Source organism: Lysobacter sp. N42 (assembly GCF_004344885.1).
In genome coordinates this window covers 83,913-99,578 of sequence record NZ_SKFB01000005.1, presented here as the reverse complement: position 1 = coordinate 99,578, position 15,666 = coordinate 83,913, and the positions used below count along the sequence as shown (strand labels likewise).

Here is a 15,666-nt window from a genome sequence, read left to right as displayed (position 1 = left end):
TTCATTAGGCGATTAGAGCCTGATGCAAATGATTCAGTTAGGGAAAGATAGAATGACACAAAAAGTTTTTATCAGTTACTCACACATAGATGAACCATTCAGGCAAGAGCTCGAAGACCATCTCGCCATGTTGAAAAGAGATAATCTAATTTCAGTCTGGCATGACAGGAAGATTGATGGGGGTGATAACTGGAAGAATGAGATTGATAAAAACCTAGACAGCGCAGACATAATACTCTTCCTAATTAGTTCAAAATTTCTTGCATCGGATTACTGCATGGACGTTGAAGTAGCAAGAGCAATTGAGAAAGAGGAGGAAGGTACGGGAAGGCTAATTCCTATTATCATAAGACCTGTGGATTGGCAGGCCTCCCAACTTTCAAAGTTCCAAGCGTTTCCTAAAGATGCTCTAGCTATAACTAAATGGGAAAATCAGGACGAAGCATGGGTCGACGTAACTCAAAGACTCAGGCGAGTGCTCGCAGACTTTGTTCCAAATACTGTGCCTGTGCAAAGCCAGCTTGACTTGTCAAATGATATTAAGGTTTCTAATAGTACCCTAGATTGGTTGAACTCCACTGAGATATCGTTTTCACACAGACACGTTGACTTAGTGAAGTTGTCGCATATATTCGTTTGGCCTGACCTCCTTCTAGACCAAGATGTGAAAGATATCGAGATAATCGATTCAAAAAAGTTAGTGAGCCAAAAAGGACGATATTTCATTACAGGAGAGGAGCAGCAAGGAAAAACCACTTTACTGAAAGCAATATACAAAGAAGCTCTTCTTGGTAGTATTGTTCCGATCTACATTGATGTTAAAAACCTAAAGAGCTCCGACCTAAATAAAATGCTTGAAAAGGCTCTAAATTCACAATATGAAAACCTTGATTTAAACAAATCACAGGACTTTGAGGTTATTCTTTTAATAGATAATCTAGATGAAAATGGGCTTAATAGAAAAGGATTAAATCGATTTCTCGAGAGTGTAGAGGAGTATTGCGATTGGGTAGTAATTACGGCTCACGAATCATACAGTCTCATGGCGTCGGACATAACCTATCTTGCGGAATATAAAGAAGCAGAAATCCAAGGGTTAGGACACTATAAACGTGAGGAAATAGCAAGAAAGTGGATATCTCTTGGGCAAGAGGAAACTATTGAGGATAAAGAGCTATATAAGAGGTGTGAAGAAATCAGCGCTTATCTTAATTCTATAATAAGAAAGAATATACTACCTCCAAAGCCAATATACATTCTGATGTTAATGCAGATGCATGAGGCAAGTACGAAGCAAAACTTGGATATGACATCGCACGGACATTGTTATCAGAAACTCATATACCAAGATTTAGAAAAAGCAAAGGTAAAGAGTGCTGAAATTGAAAAGTACATGAATTTCCTGACTGAATTAGCTTGGACAATATTTTCTAATGAGGGGCCGTTAAACCTGCATTTCAAAGAAGAATTTTTCAAGCAGTACAATAATACATTCATGCAGGTTGATGGTAATAGGTTGATAGCAACTCTGAGTCATGTGCCAATTCTAAAGGAAAGCGATGGACTTTTGTCTTTCTCGTACCCCTACATTTATTATTTTTTTACCGCAAAAAAAATCGCAGAGGGGTATCAAACAAAACCTGAAGTGAAAGATGCATTCGAGAAGCTACTTGCAGGTTTTCACCGGGAGGATTACTCGAATATTCTCGTGTTCATTACTCATCATTCAAAAGAAAAATGGGTCACTGATGAAATAAACAATGTATTGAGTGGGTTATTTAAGGAACAAACTGAATCTAAATTAAATAATGAGCAATTATCTTTCATGGATGATTTTCTAAGTCAAATACCTCAATTGATAATACAAACAAAGAGTATCCAAGAATCAAGAGATGAGAGAAATAAGAGGTTAGATAAGCTTAGCCGTGAGAATGCAGATGATGAACGTGAGAATGACGACGTACCCTCTGACATTCTTGTAAGTATTAATAAAACATTTAAAGGAATGGAAATATCTGGACAGATTTTGAAGAGTCGCCATGCGACTCTTGAAAAGTCGATTTTATTAACGCTAGCTGAAAATGGAACCTCTACAGGATTAAGATTTTTGGACTATTTCATATCAATCTCCGATAGCACCAAGACGGAGGTGATAAATATAGTATTATCATTGTTAAGTGAGTCGTCGGACATATCAAACTCAGAGCTTGAAGATCAAGCGAAAAAGGCGTACTACCATCTGGTGTATAGCGTGATAAATGGTGTGGTTCGGAAAATTGCGTCATCTGTAGGCTCTAGGGAGGCTTATGAAATATATGTTGAGCTAGAGCAAAAATCTGACTCACCAGCAATAACGTTAATAAAGCAGGCGATAGACCTTCAATTTAATAGGAATATTGATTTTGTTGAGCTCGAACGCACCAATTTGAAATTAAAAAGCAATCCTGTATGTCAGCATATCTTGAAAGAGATTGTCGTTCAGCATGTTTATATGTTCCCCACAGATTATAAAGAGAAGCAGAGACTTGAAGAGCTCTTTGGCCTACCTGTGAAAAGACAGAGACTATTCGACAGTAATAAACGAGGGAAGGGATAATTCAGTTTTTAGCGTTACTAAGGTGATGACTTGAACGGTGGATTCTAAATGGGTCTACTAACGTAACTTTAAACATCTTATTTAAGATACGAGTGTATTAAGGCATTTGCTTTAACTGGACTCCCATTAAACGACTTATTTCATGAGAACACGAGCTTTATGTTTTCAGTATATAAGTCGTTTACTGGGAGTAAATAAATCGTTTGCGGTAAATAAGACGTTTAATAGTGAAGCCCGCCTTGTGCGGGCTTTTTATAATGATGAATCTCGACAAGGTTATGTTTTTATTCCGAAGCTTGAATTTGCTATCCATAGATCCTGCTAGTGAACAACAAGTAAACGAGTATAGATTTGGTTAACTTGAGTAGACATTAACTCAATAGTCACCTCTTAGTTAGATAAACAAACCAAAAATACCGAGGTGTTTGTTTATAAGAGGAAAACTCTTAAATCAACAATATCAAGATTAGAGTGCTGTGCTCTACAGGATTTAGTAGTTAAGAATCATTCGAGCTACTTGCTCATCTTGTTCGTTAAAGGAAAACATTTCTTTTATTTCAGAAATAGGTACACCTTGTCCCAACCACAAAGCGACCTGAGCCGGTACCGTAGTATCGTGATTAGGATTGTTGCGCTTGTATCTAGCAATCTTATTAGCCAAAGAGCTTAAGTTCTGTGGCACGTATTTCACTGCAAAGGAATCTGAATAGGTCGGATTACCTTTTTCAAAATCGGCGCAATATGCAATGAGGGTAATGGAAGTGCTTCTGTTAGAGGCCAGCTCTATAAAATTCTGACCATTCGCTCGGTAGTAACCGCCGCCCCGTAAATAGATTTGAAAAGCAATCATATTTTGATTTGAAGGATTAGAGTTTTCCAAATATAAAGCTGGGTTTATATTAGTTCCTATTCTAAGCGCTTGATTCGTATTATTTCTTAGGGTGCCAGAGATCGACGAACCACTAGAACTACCATTTCCACTTAATCTCTCAATAGAGACCTGCCCAGATTGTAATGCATCAACGAGGCTTACCACTGTTGAGCTGCTTTGGGCGCTAGGGCTAAACAAAAACAAAAACACACCTAAAAGCACTGCAGGAATTGTCAGTGAAAAATCTAAAAATTGCGGCTTTAAAATCTTACTGAAAAGCATTGGTCGTTCCTTATAATCTGTTACCGGTAAGTAGCTCTGGATTATCAATTGGTAGCTTTTCTAAGCTTTCAATACGAATAGAACACTTTTAATTAATAGCGACTAACTAATTTTGACTTTAGACATCTCGATATTCAATTATTGAGTAAGCAGCACACCCTAAACGTTTCAAAGGGTTACCCATGAAATTATGCTTGCAGGCAACGCAACTTGTGCTACGAAAATTCTTGAATGGGGTGAAATAACACCGGCTATGATTGCGCCAATCACAACTTCTCCGATCGCAAAAAAACCATATTTTGCAGGATAGGTTACGAAAGTCGATATGATCCAGATTATTGTTATAACCGGAGTTGCACTCGTGGAAATATTGAACCAGCCTCTGTTTACAGGAGCTAACGCTGGGTTAGTATTTGCGGTTAAGATAGCTTTAGAAGCACTACCCGCAAAGAAGCCCATTAGTAGCCCTAGAATTATTTTAGATTCCATCGGCATTCTCCCCTAAATCGTTAAAACTAAGACGCACGGCAAGTCTTCGAGGTTAATTAACTGTTACTTTTCTACTTAAAATTAACTATTTCTAAGAGCGTTAGCTATAAAAGTCAAACACTTTTAGTCTGAGTTAATATTTGCCTTTCCAATGAAACTATGTAAAGTTCTAAGCCTATATCCTTGTTCTAATGCCATTTATATTGACAAGCTGGATGCTTGCAGAAAATAAGATGCAAAGGATGCTATCAATATCCGGTATTGTATGGGTTAACATATATAAGCCATTTGTTATAGTTTGTTTTTATAGGCCAATGAGCTAGGGCTTTTATTCATTTTGAGAAACAGGAATTCAAGAAAAACACATCAAGGAGACCGCGCTTGGATATTGTTCATGAAAACCCCTTCCGAGTTCTTGGTTTGTTCGCCAATTCGAGTGAAAGAGATCTTCAAAAGCAAGTTGCAAAATTAAAACGTTTTTTAGAGGTTGGGAAGTCGGTTGATTTTCAAACTGATTACTCACTATTGAATAGCGTCGATCGTTCACCCGAAATAATCTTACAGGCTACCGCACTTTTAGAACAAAACTATGAAAAGCTTCATCACGCTTTGTTTTGGTTTGTAGTTGATACTCCATTCGATGAAATTGCGCATAGCAAATTGGCGGATAACGAGATTGATTCAGCAATCGATATATGGAGGACCAGATTAAAGGCTGAAGTAACTGAAGCGAATCTTTCATCGTACCTAAATTTATCTACGCTACTCCTAGCTCTCTCTGTTGATGACGGTCATGTTGACAAAGAAAAACTGGCTGAAGGACTTAATTTGAAAGGTCGGTTACTACAAAGTCAGGCTTTATCAAAATTACCATCATTACTCCATATTAAGTCTGAATACCTTAATACAGAAAGGTTAACTGCTGAATTTGTTGATGAAACAGTGAGCTGGTTAAATAATTTGACTGGTAATCCAAATGGGATCGAAAAGTTCGAACTCATTAAATTATTTACGGAATTTCCCTCAGATATTCAAAGAAAAGTATTAGATGAGCAAGTCAAAGAACCAATACGAGATATACAATCTCAGATTGAACGTTGTGAAGATGAGCGAAAACAAACTCCTCTTAAAGCAGACCGTTTAGGAAAAAAGCTATTTAACAATACTAAAGACAGGCTTAGCACGATTAGCAGTATGGTTAACTCAGGTAATTTGAAATACCAACTATTAGTGAACAGTCTTGCGGATGAAATAATAGAATGCAGTATCAGTTATTTTAATTCGCAATCAAAAAATGGAAATCCTGATGCACACAAGAAGGCTTTGGGTGTTCTGGAACTAGCGCACAAGCTAAGTCCTTCTGGCCAGACGAATAATCGACTCGAAGATAGTCGTCAAACGCTTGAAAAAATGATGCAGGAAAGGGAAGAAGAAAGAGAGCAAGAGGAACTTTTACGTGACGTCGAACCATATGTCGCTAGGCTTACTAAAGAGTTAGAGGCTTTTAATAGTAAATCCTCGATTAATGCAGTGAGTGATTTTATACAAGCATGTCGTCCAGAGCTGGATGCGATAAGAGCTGAGATAGGAGACGACAATGATGCCTACATAATGCTTAGTGATGGGATTGTTAATTGCGCATTAAATGCACTTATCGAAGTTGTAAATGGCGCGCAGCAAAACGCAAGAAGTTATGGTCTGGATAAAATGCTGAAAATAGTCACGCAGGCTCGCAATTTAACAAAGCAACTAGCTAGTATAAGCTGCTCACCAGATATGGCGTCTAGGGTAAAAGTAAATTTAAGAACTATAAGCAGTATCGTTTTGGATCTAGAGGCTATAAAACGTAAAAATAGTGGTGGCTGTTACATAGCGACCATGGCTTACGGGAGCTATGATCATCCAAAAGTCAAAGCACTTAGGCGTTATAGAGATAACGTTCTCAAAGCGAGTTTTACGGGTAGATTGTTCATAAAAATTTATTATGCAGTCTCTCCTCATTTGGTATCTCGGTTGGCCGGCCATCCCATAATCAATGAAAAGATTAGGGGTATTCTCGACAAATTAATAAAGGTTATCGAAAAGTGAAAGCTACTACATTTTTAATCCTGATATTCGCTTCTTTGAGTTCACAAGCCATAGGCCAAGAGTGTACCTTCGATAGTGAGATTGTTGGCCAGATCACAAAAGACATTGATGAGCGTGATTTACATGATACGGACGCCTCAGTTGAGCAGTTGTTGCTGGTAAATCAAGCTGCGTCCGAGCAACTAATATGTTTGGAAGAATTAATCGCTAACGCAGTCACGGAATTAGAAAACACTAGAGCGGAGCAAATTGAAAATAGGACGTTGATTGAAGATCAAGTAAGCGTGCTTGATCGGCTGATGGTGAGTTTAAATCAACTTACGACCAAGAAAGATGAAATAGAGACTGGTCTCAATAACTTGAACGCAGCGCTTGATGCTAATAGAGCCTATATGGAACAGCAAATTGTAAGTCTGCAGATTCAACAGGAAAACACAAACGCAGAGCTTGAAGGCAATACCAATGATCTGAATGAGCGCATACACAGTTCTAAGGAGCAAACAAATGAGATGATAGATAGCCTTGAGGAGCAAAATAAGGATACCAATGCAAATCTTGAGCAGTTATCTATTGAATCGTCAACTTCGATTGCTCTGGTAAATGATTATCTGAGGTACTTGGCGATTGCCATTTGTATCGTTTTTGTGATCCTTGCCTCCTTGTTTATTTACTTCGGAATATATCTTCAGAGAAGAAGAGCGTCGATACAACAAAAAATGTTAGAGCGTTTCAATGAAATTGAAACAAATATTCTAGCAACTGACAAAAATGCTTCTGATATGTTGGAGAAAGTAACATCTAGTTTGGCCTCAAACAAAAAAGATGAGGAAGATCATACATTGGCGTTGAAAGTGGCAGATGAAATAGTCCGAATTGAAAAAAATGCCGCTAAGATGGACTCGAAAACAAAAGGGCTTAAGCAGTTAATGGCCTCAATAAATAGGATTCAGGATAACTTCGCTGCCAATGGCTATGAGATTGTTGAGATGTTGGACAAACCCTATGATGAGCGCATGAACGTGTTAGCTACTTTTGTACAAGATGAGAACCTCTTACCAAATGAACAGGTAATTACCAAGATAATAAAGCCGCAAATTAACTTTAAAGGGCAGATGATACAAACAGCCCAAGTTGAAGTAAGTACAGGGGAATAATAATGGCCAGAAACAAAATTGATTACGGAATAGATCTGGGTACAACAAATTCGGCTATTAGCAGAATTGAGGAAGGTAAGCCAATAATCATTAAGACAGATACTCTTAAAGATACGATGCCATCTTGTGTATTCTTTAATAAGAAAAGGTCCATCCAAATAGGTGATTCTGCATATAGTGCATTAAAGAGAGATAAATTAAAGGCATCACGAAATCCAAATGTTATGGCTAGTAATGCGTTTATTGAGTTCAAGCGCACGATGGGGACCGATAAAAAATACTACTCTGAGTCCATGGGGCAAGAGTATTCATCAGAACAGCTGTCAGCTGAAGTATTAAAAACATTGAAGTCATTTGTTTCTGATGAAGATGTAAAAGCAGTCGTGGTTACTGTACCAGCTAAATTCACGAGTAATCAAAAAGATGCAACTCTTCGCGCAGCAAAGTTAGCAGGTATTTCGCAGTGTGAACTATTGCAAGAACCAATCGCCGCAGCGATGTCTTATGGTTTATCCTCGTCAATAAAAGATGGTCAAGTTCTCGTGTTTGATTTTGGAGGTGGTACTTTTGATGCTGCACTCGTGGAAGTTCATGAAGGTATCATGAAAGTGATAGATACCGAGGGCGATAACTATTTGGGCGGAAAGAACTTGGATTTGGCAATTGTTGATAGAATTATCCTACCTCATCTACAAGACGAATACGACTTAGACGAATTTCTTTCAAACGAGGCGAATAAAGTTGCGTTGCAGGCAGCAATGAAGTTTTACGCGGAAGAAGCCAAAATCCAAATGTCTTTCAGTGACTCTCATAATATTTTATCCGATTTGGGTGATATTCCTTGTGAAGATGATAACGGTGAAGAGTTAGAACTAGATATTACTGTTACGCAAGAAATGATGGAACATGCTGTTGGACCTGTTTTCCAGAAGGCTATTGATGTTTGTAAAGCTCTGCTAGAGCGCAATAATCTATCGACAAAGTCTCTCAATACATTATTACTTGTTGGGGGCCCCACATATTCACCAGTTCTTCGAAAGATGCTCGAAGAGCAGTTAATTAAACCCAATCTAAGCGTAGATCCAATGACCGTTGTTGCTAATGGTGCAGCTTTATTCGCATCAACGGTAGACATTGCTGATGATTTGCAAGAGGCACAACGAGACAGAACTAAGATACAACTAAGTTTAAGCTATGAGGCAACAACAGTTGAAGAAGAGGAGTTTGTCGCTGTAAAAGTACTTGAAGACAGAATAGATGGTGAGGTACCTGAACAAGTTTATATTGAATTTACCAACAGTGATAGATCATGGTCAACTGGTAAAAAGTTGGTTGGCAAAAGTGGTGAAGTTATCGATGTGACGTTGAAAGCTGATTCAGCAAACCTGTTTACAGTGTCAGTAAGTGACGGGCAAGGAAGCAAATTAGACTGTGAACCGGAGTCCTTCACAATTATTCAAGGCTCAAAGATCGGAAGTGCAACTTTACCCTATCATTATGGGGTGGAAATTAAGAGTCGAGATTCAGGAAAAATAGTATTTGATCCAATTAAAGGACTGGAAAAGAATCAATCCACACCAGCAGTGGGCACCAAAAATGGTTTAAAAACGCAAAAGCCAATTCGACCGGGCGTTGTTGATGACTCTTTAAAGATTGCTCTATACCAAGGAGAGCATAATGCGAAAGGTACTCGAGCATTACACAATGAGCACGTTTATGATGTAGTTATTACCGGAGAGCACCTGCCAAAACTTCTGCCAGAGGGAAGTGATGTAGAGTTAACAGTCAAAATTGATAAATCTGAACGAATGACTGTATCTGCTTATTTTCCCTCGTTAGATTACACGCATGAAATTGACGTGCCTACAAATACAACACAGAGTGAGATTGATTCAGACTACTTGAGTTCTGAGATTAATAAGGCCATACAGTCACATAAAATAGTTTGTGAAGAAGGTGTTTACCAGAACTATGAAGAATTGGATGCATTAAAGACAGAGCTTAATAGTATCAAGGAAGAGTTCGAGCTAGGAAAGTCTGACTACGATCGGAAAATGGGTGTTCTTCATCGACTACGATCTGCAATAAAGAAAATTGAGAAGATTCAAGATGAGAGTGAATGGCCAAAAGTAGAAGATGAATTGAAATCAGTATTCTATCAACTGGAACAAACAAATAATGAGTTTGATAATCAGAATGCTAAACCTTTGATTTCTCAATATAAAGATCAAATACCTGAAGCAATAAGAGACAAGGACATCACACTTGCACGCGAACTTATCGATAATATGCGTCGGTTGAATTTTGCAATTACCGACGAGGGTTTAGGCGCTAAAATGGAAATAGGCCTTCTATACAACTTTAACGATGAATTTGACATGCTTCAATGGTCAGATTCTCACAGAGCACGTAATTTAATTGATAAAGGGCTACAACTTGCGACAGATTCGCCGTCCAAAGAGCGATTGAGACCAATCGTCTCTGAACTCTATAGTTTGTTACCACATGCGGATAAAACGATGCTCAGCGAGGGTGACGGATCGGAGCTGATTGGTTAAGGATAATAATGTGAAGAGCACATTCGGGCAAAGAGAACTCATTGATTCTAAATATCGAGTAGAGTTCTTTTTAGACAGAACATCGAACTGCGAGCTTTACCGGGTGAAAGACGAGAGTCAAATTACCCGACTTGTTGCTCTTTACAATAGCTCAAAGGTGCATAGACACAGCTTCTTTAACCAAGATTTGCTAGAAGCAGAGATTCTACGAAAGCTAGATCATAGAAGCATTATTTCATTTGTCGATAGTGGTGTAGTCATAAAAGACAACACAACATTTCACTATTTGGTAACCGAATTCGTTAGCGGTGAAAGCCTGTCTGAAAAAATGGCTCGTGATGGTGCCTTTTCTCAGTACACTGCAACGTCTATTGTTTTGAGGGTGGCTAAGGCTGTAGGAGACTTACATGAGCACTCTCCGCCGATCATTCATAACAACCTGAATATACAAAATATCTTTCTTGATTATTCGGAAGAACAAGCTTGTCCAGTTATTTCCTCTTTTCACTGTGCTCGCTACTTTAACTCTGAAAATCAGATATTTGACCTAAAACTATTGAATCCTTTTTGCACAGCTCCCGAGGTTTTCAATGGTGTATATACAATTCAAAGTGAGATATTTTCGTTGGGTGCGATGCTTTATCACATGATTTTTGCTGTCCCACCTTGGTTCTTCGAGTATCCCTCTGATGATTATTTTTCGGCGGGGTTCATTGATGAACTATTCGAGGTACGAGATAAGAATTTAAGTTTCATACTGCCCCGTGGCGAGAAGTTTTATGATGAAAGCCTCAAGAATACTATATTGAAAGCTGTTCACCCGAATATTGATGAGAGGTTTAAGACCTTAAAACAGTTTGTGTGTGCTTTGAAACAGCCAGTCCGTGTGGCGAGCTCTGAGTCTTCAACATTAAAGAGTGTGACCAATAAACGAGTAGTAAAAAATGGTGCGGGATTTTCGTCAATTGCGGGGATGGAGCAGCTGAAGTATACACTTCATCAAGACGTTATTCGCGCATTAAACGAGCCAGAACTTTATCAGCGTTATGGTCTAACAATACCTAATGGCATGCTGCTTTACGGTCCACCTGGCTGCGGAAAAACATTTATCTCTCAAAAATTCGCAGAGGAAATAGGGTTCAACTTTCTCGAATTACGGCCGTCGGATATAAAAAGTTCTTTCATCAATGCAACAGAGGAAAACATAGGTAGAATTTTTACAGAAGCGACCGAAAACTCCCCGACGATTATATTTATTGATGAAATAGATGCCATCGTGCCCACGCGAGAAGAAAGTGGATTACATCAAATGCATTCTGCACCGGTAAATGAGCTGCTTGCGCAAATGTCTAATTGCGCCGAGAAAGGCATTTTTGTTATTGCAGCAACAAATAGACCCGAACGAATTGATCCTGCCATTCTACGAACAGGGAGAATAGATAAAATATTTTATCTACCTCCTCCTGACTGCGATGCGAGGCTAGAAATGTTCAAACTCTACCTTAAAGACCGACCGGTGGAGTTGGATTTTGATTACGAGCACGTTGCAAAAAGCACGAGCGGATATGTATCGAGCGATTTGAAGTTTTTGGTCGATGAGTCGTCGAGATATGCGTTAAGTGAGAAAATAAGGATAACAACTGAACACGTGCTAAATGCGATAGATAGGAACAAACCCTCAGTTTCATCTGCTGAACTTAAAAAGTATGAAATATTGCGGAAGAAGTTCGAAGATGAAAAAGGCGATTCGACAGGTAATCCAATAGGGTTTATTCAATAATTAAAAAGGGAACAAACATGGATAAAAATGAATTCAAAAGGCTATTATTTAAGATTGCTTTTTGTACTATGGGGTGCGACGGAGATATTGCTAATTCAGAGGTTGACGAATTGCGAGATATTGATAAAAACACCTCTTTTTTCAATGATGTTGATTTGTCTCAAGAATTAGACCAGTTAATCGCTGAATTCAAACTAAAAGGAGTTTTGCTAGTATCCGAATTGTTTGAGCAGTTGAAACAGGTTGGTTTATCTCCACTCCAAGAGTTAATTATATTAGAAGTAGCTATACGATTGATTAATGCAGATGGGAAGCAAGATGAAAACGAGAAGCGATTTATTCAGCATTTGAGAGCACATCTAAAGGTTCATGACGAAGAAATTTATGAACGTTTTGGTCTATTAGATATTTTGCGCGTTAATCCTCACTCTAGGCGGTTTAATAGAGCTGTGACGATCAAAAATGGTTTGGATATTCAAATGCCTGAACATGATGAGCTAGAAAAAGTGAATTTTAGATTTGATTGATTTTGTTAGTAAAGTTTTATGCAGTAGGTCTTTCTCAAAACAGTCATTCTTTTGAGCACTTTGAACCCAACGCAAAAAATATCAGGCAAAAAACAGCAGATAAATGCAGTACATTCAATCTCAAAACGAGGAGAGGAGCCTTTCTCGCCGCTCTCTTTAGCTTAGTTTTTTGCCTACGCTAGTTTTTAGATTATTGGTGTAGATTCAATTTGCCGCTCAAATACTTGGATAACTAATGACATGATATGAGGAATATCCTCAACATTTTCGAGTCCCACTTCAATATCACCATTGCCCCAACGGCCTAAATTGGTAACGTCTTTACATAACCCTCGTGGGTCATCTATTTCTGCAAATGGCATGTTTAACGACAGGCGTAGTCTTTTTGCCTGAGGCACTACATCTACAAAATTTGTCTCCGCTTTAAATGCGATATAAAGCTTTTTGATCTCTTCTGTAACACAAGGGTCAATTTCCAATACTGCTTTACGAAAGGCTTGATAAATCTCTGCTATTTTACCAACCACTAGATGTGGATGGTCTTCTAAACTGTACCCTGTGGGCCGATCTTGGTTAGGTTTGTAAGCATCGATAATATCTTTCGGTAATTCAACTTTTGCCCATACCTGAGTGGCTTTATCTGCTAGTTTGTTTGCACGCTTTTGAATTGCGGCTTCATTCCATCGGGATTCAGCCGCAATTCCTTCATTCATCTTGAGTGGGCTAAATTTGAAACCATATTCGTGCTCGCATTTATCAAGGAATGCATTGTTGCTGTATTCAGAGTTGTATCCAGTTAACGTTAAGTTGCCTAGAGTGTGACGATATGTTTCCCATATTCGTTCCCAGTCATCTCCTAACTCCGAGCGCCACACTGTAGGTAATTTTTCAGAATTGTTATCAGCCTGCGGCAAAATATGCTCAATGGTGAATTCATCAACTAAGATACGCTCTTTACGATCAAAGTTTTCCATCCGTCTCAACCAATAGCTTTTACTTCGGAAGTTATAGATATCTTTGGTTTGTATTTTTCTATGGAATTCTTCATCACTCGGAAACCGACGGTAAGACGGCAGTAACATAAACGACGCTTTAAGGCTTTCTAAATACCGATCCTTTTTCAGACTCATACCCATACGTGCAAAGGTTTTGTTCATCGAGTTTGTCGGTATTTCGCAAATAGCGCGTCTGAATACATAGCTTTCAATAATACGGACAGCAGACAGGAACTCACCGTGGCTCAAGAGTTGAGTTGAATAGTCTGAATACAACTCAAGCAAAAGTGGAAAAGCAACATCAACTTTCAATTCTCGTAAGTCTTTAAATGCCAGCTTTAATTGTTCGTCTTGTTCTCTACCTAAAGCGAAAGCACAAAAGTAGACCGCATAGTTTCTAATGTCTTTAACGAGTTCATCTACACCTTTGCTAGCAACGTGTGGTCGTGTGGAATACTCCTTAAATACGTGGTAAACATCGTTAATCTTAGGAATTTCGCGTGTTTTAACAGTAAGGAAATGACGCATGAAGCTATCAAAATAGTCGCTATATGCCTGTTGCCCAAATGCTAGTTCCATTGGTCGCCAGTATTGTTCATACAGGTGGGTTTGGTGCTCAGGCTCCAGACCCATAAGAATATAATTACGGATTAAATCCGCTTGACTCAGCTCCTTACCTGTTGAGTTCATACTCTCAAAAATAAGCTGGGCGTTGTCTTGCTCGCGGTTGAGAGAAATGTCGACAAGCATCAGTTTCGCTAAGCCTCTACAAACTGGCTTCAAATCAGCCATTTTTTGTAGTTTCGTTTTAAAGAAATCAAAGTTCTCAACTACCCTAATCGATCTTTCATTGGGCTGCTCTAACCCTTTAATTATCGCTTTTAATGACAAATCATCTGTTTGTGATAATATTAACTTGTAGAATTTCTCGCCGCTTTCAAGCGGGTTAGTTAGGTAGTAACCTTTTAGTTTGGCTTTGCTGAACTCTTTTAATGGCTCTTGATCACCAATTACTTCGGTTAAAGCTGCGATCAAAAGGGTAATAGTGGTTAAACGCTGCTGTCCATCAATTACCAAAAGAGGAGTTTGAGATGAGACTGAATACAAGCCTTTCTCAACATAGACAACTGATCCCATGAAATGGGCATTAATATCATCATTGTTGCCGCTACGTATAATGTCATCCCATAATTGCTGGCACTCTTTTACTTTCCACGAGTAAGTTCGTTGGTAAATTGGAATAACAAATTGAGGAGATCTCTTCAGAAACTCCAGTAGTTTCGCTTCGGTCGCTTTCATATCAGATCAAGCCCATATAACGCGGTACACATACTGTTCAGTTGTTGTGCCATTACTTTTATTCCCCGGCCAATAGCCTAGTGTTATTGGCTTCAATTTATACAGTCAGTTAAGGACGTCAATGCCGCTCACCACTAACCCTAAGGTTGTGAGTGTTAATGCGAGGATGGATATCCACAAAGCTCTCTTAGCGATCTCTACAGATTTGTATGATAAATAGTTGAAGTAAGCATTGGCATTGAGCTGCCAATGGCAAGAATGATTATCGAAATCGTCATTATTTACAGTGGTATACCTTTCAAGGCTGCCATCATCTTCAGGGGCGAGGCAGATGTCTCGCATGATTCGAGCTAACTGATGCCTAGTTAATCCATTCAACTCTATGCTTTTCGTTGCTGATTGTACGCTGAAGGCTTCGTTCTTCGTTGATTTGTCTAAAATGAACTGAACCACTCTGAGCACATCAGGTTGCTTTTTGCTTATCACTTGACCAGTCCTTAGTATTGATGCGTTTGCCTTTTAACTTCGTGACTCCATTGAGTTGCACACACATACATATTAAAGGCAATTTCGATATCCTGCCACAAAGGTGATTTAAACGGAAATTCCTCAAGTTCAAAGCTCTCGAATATCCAGCAGCGGTTAGCAATGAAACGAAGTGTGCGTTAGCTCATTTCTTCTACACCATATTAGTAATCAGTCACCTTTATTTGTCTTCTCATTGGGCAATGCGGGGCAGTCTTCTGATTGGCTTTTGTTCGAGATAGCTTCCTTAGACCTCATTTCAAAATGCGCGGAGAAATTTTCAAACGTCTTTTGATGTCCTCCGCACTGATTTTTCAAGAATGCCTCGAATGCTAAAAGGCTCCCTTCATTTATTTTTATCATGAAAAACTCCCGCGTTTTATTTTTCCATTAACCATTGTTAATCAATGGTTTATATTTACTCGTGTTGACATAATTTTTGTTTTTGATATTAAAAGTGGCTTTTGTGATATTTATTTTTAATAAAGATCTATTTTATAAA

General features: G+C 38.6%; 11 protein-coding genes. 6 read left to right on the top strand and 5 right to left on the bottom strand.

Features of this window, described 5'->3' with window-relative positions:
* Window positions 1-52 precede the first annotated feature (52 nt).
* On the top strand, window positions 53-2,596 hold the full coding sequence (locus EYQ95_RS11430) for a toll/interleukin-1 receptor domain-containing protein (RefSeq protein WP_111916238.1): 2,544 nt from the start codon (window positions 53-55) through the stop codon (window positions 2,594-2,596).
* A gap of 490 nt (window positions 2,597-3,086) precedes the next feature.
* Here the strand turns inward: EYQ95_RS11430 and EYQ95_RS11425 are convergent, their stop codons facing one another.
* Window positions 3,087-3,749: a hypothetical protein gene (locus tag EYQ95_RS11425; protein WP_111916090.1), complete on the bottom strand. Its 663-nt coding sequence runs from the start codon at window positions 3,747-3,749 to the stop codon at window positions 3,087-3,089.
* A 168-nt stretch (window positions 3,750-3,917) separates the two neighbouring features.
* The gene (locus EYQ95_RS11420; RefSeq protein ID WP_111916089.1) at window positions 3,918-4,238 is read right to left on the bottom strand and encodes a hypothetical protein; all 321 of its coding nucleotides are present in this window, start codon (window positions 4,236-4,238) and stop codon (window positions 3,918-3,920) included.
* A gap of 381 nt (window positions 4,239-4,619) precedes the next feature.
* On the opposite strand from EYQ95_RS11420, the gene EYQ95_RS11415 reads away from it, so the two are divergent.
* The 5 genes from EYQ95_RS11415 to EYQ95_RS11395 are packed head-to-tail and all read left to right on the top strand — an operon-like array spanning window position 4,620 to window position 12,345.
* The gene (locus tag EYQ95_RS11415; RefSeq protein WP_111916088.1) at window positions 4,620-6,326 is read left to right on the top strand and encodes a CFI-box-CTERM domain-containing protein; all 1,707 of its coding nucleotides are present in this window, start codon (window positions 4,620-4,622) and stop codon (window positions 6,324-6,326) included.
* Window positions 6,323-7,480 carry a hypothetical protein gene (locus tag EYQ95_RS11410; protein WP_111916087.1) on the top strand — a complete coding sequence of 386 codons (1,158 nt, stop codon included), beginning with the start codon at window positions 6,323-6,325 and terminating at the stop codon, window positions 7,478-7,480. The genes EYQ95_RS11415 and EYQ95_RS11410 overlap by 4 nt, the downstream gene beginning before the upstream one ends.
* A 2-nt stretch (window positions 7,481-7,482) precedes the next feature.
* A complete protein-coding gene (locus EYQ95_RS11405) occupies window positions 7,483-10,038 on the top strand; it encodes an Hsp70 family protein (RefSeq protein ID WP_111916086.1) in 2,556 nt (851 codons plus the stop codon).
* Window positions 10,039-10,048: 10 nt separating this feature from the next.
* Entirely contained in the window at window positions 10,049-11,818 is a 1,770-nt protein-coding gene (locus tag EYQ95_RS11400) for an AAA family ATPase (protein ID WP_165831992.1), read from the top strand.
* A gap of 17 nt (window positions 11,819-11,835) precedes the next feature.
* On the top strand, window positions 11,836-12,345 hold the full coding sequence (locus tag EYQ95_RS11395; protein WP_111916084.1) for a TerB family tellurite resistance protein: 510 nt from the start codon (window positions 11,836-11,838) through the stop codon (window positions 12,343-12,345).
* Between the two features lie 185 nt (window positions 12,346-12,530).
* Here EYQ95_RS11395 and EYQ95_RS11390 read toward each other — a convergent pair whose 3' ends face one another.
* From EYQ95_RS11390 to EYQ95_RS11380, 3 genes are all read right to left on the bottom strand, one after another.
* Window positions 12,531-14,639, bottom strand: a complete 2,109-nt coding sequence (locus EYQ95_RS11390) for a DUF262 and DUF1524 domain-containing protein (RefSeq protein ID WP_111916083.1) — start codon at window positions 14,637-14,639, stop codon at window positions 12,531-12,533.
* A 105-nt stretch (window positions 14,640-14,744) separates the two neighbouring features.
* Window positions 14,745-15,125 carry a hypothetical protein gene (locus tag EYQ95_RS11385; protein WP_111916082.1) on the bottom strand — a complete coding sequence of 127 codons (381 nt, stop codon included), beginning with the start codon at window positions 15,123-15,125 and terminating at the stop codon, window positions 14,745-14,747.
* 210 nt (window positions 15,126-15,335) lie between these two features.
* Complete coding sequence (locus EYQ95_RS11380; RefSeq protein ID WP_111916081.1) at window positions 15,336-15,527, bottom strand: hypothetical protein; 192 nt, start codon at window positions 15,525-15,527, stop codon at window positions 15,336-15,338.
* Window positions 15,528-15,666: the final 139 nt, after the last annotated feature.

Coding starts and splice junctions, on each gene's coding strand:
- EYQ95_RS11430 (WP_111916238.1), top strand. CDS start 53: ATGACACAAAAAGTTTTTATCAGTTACTCACACATAGATGAACCATTC.
- EYQ95_RS11425 (WP_111916090.1), bottom strand. CDS start 3,749: ATGCTTTTCAGTAAGATTTTAAAGCCGCAATTTTTAGATTTTTCACTG.
- EYQ95_RS11420 (WP_111916089.1), bottom strand. CDS start 4,238: ATGGAATCTAAAATAATTCTAGGGCTACTAATGGGCTTCTTTGCGGGT.
- EYQ95_RS11405 (WP_111916086.1), top strand. CDS start 7,483: ATGGCCAGAAACAAAATTGATTACGGAATAGATCTGGGTACAACAAAT.
- EYQ95_RS11395 (WP_111916084.1), top strand. CDS start 11,836: ATGGATAAAAATGAATTCAAAAGGCTATTATTTAAGATTGCTTTTTGT.
- EYQ95_RS11390 (WP_111916083.1), bottom strand. CDS start 14,639: ATGAAAGCGACCGAAGCGAAACTACTGGAGTTTCTGAAGAGATCTCCT.
- EYQ95_RS11380 (WP_111916081.1), bottom strand. CDS start 15,527: ATGATAAAAATAAATGAAGGGAGCCTTTTAGCATTCGAGGCATTCTTG.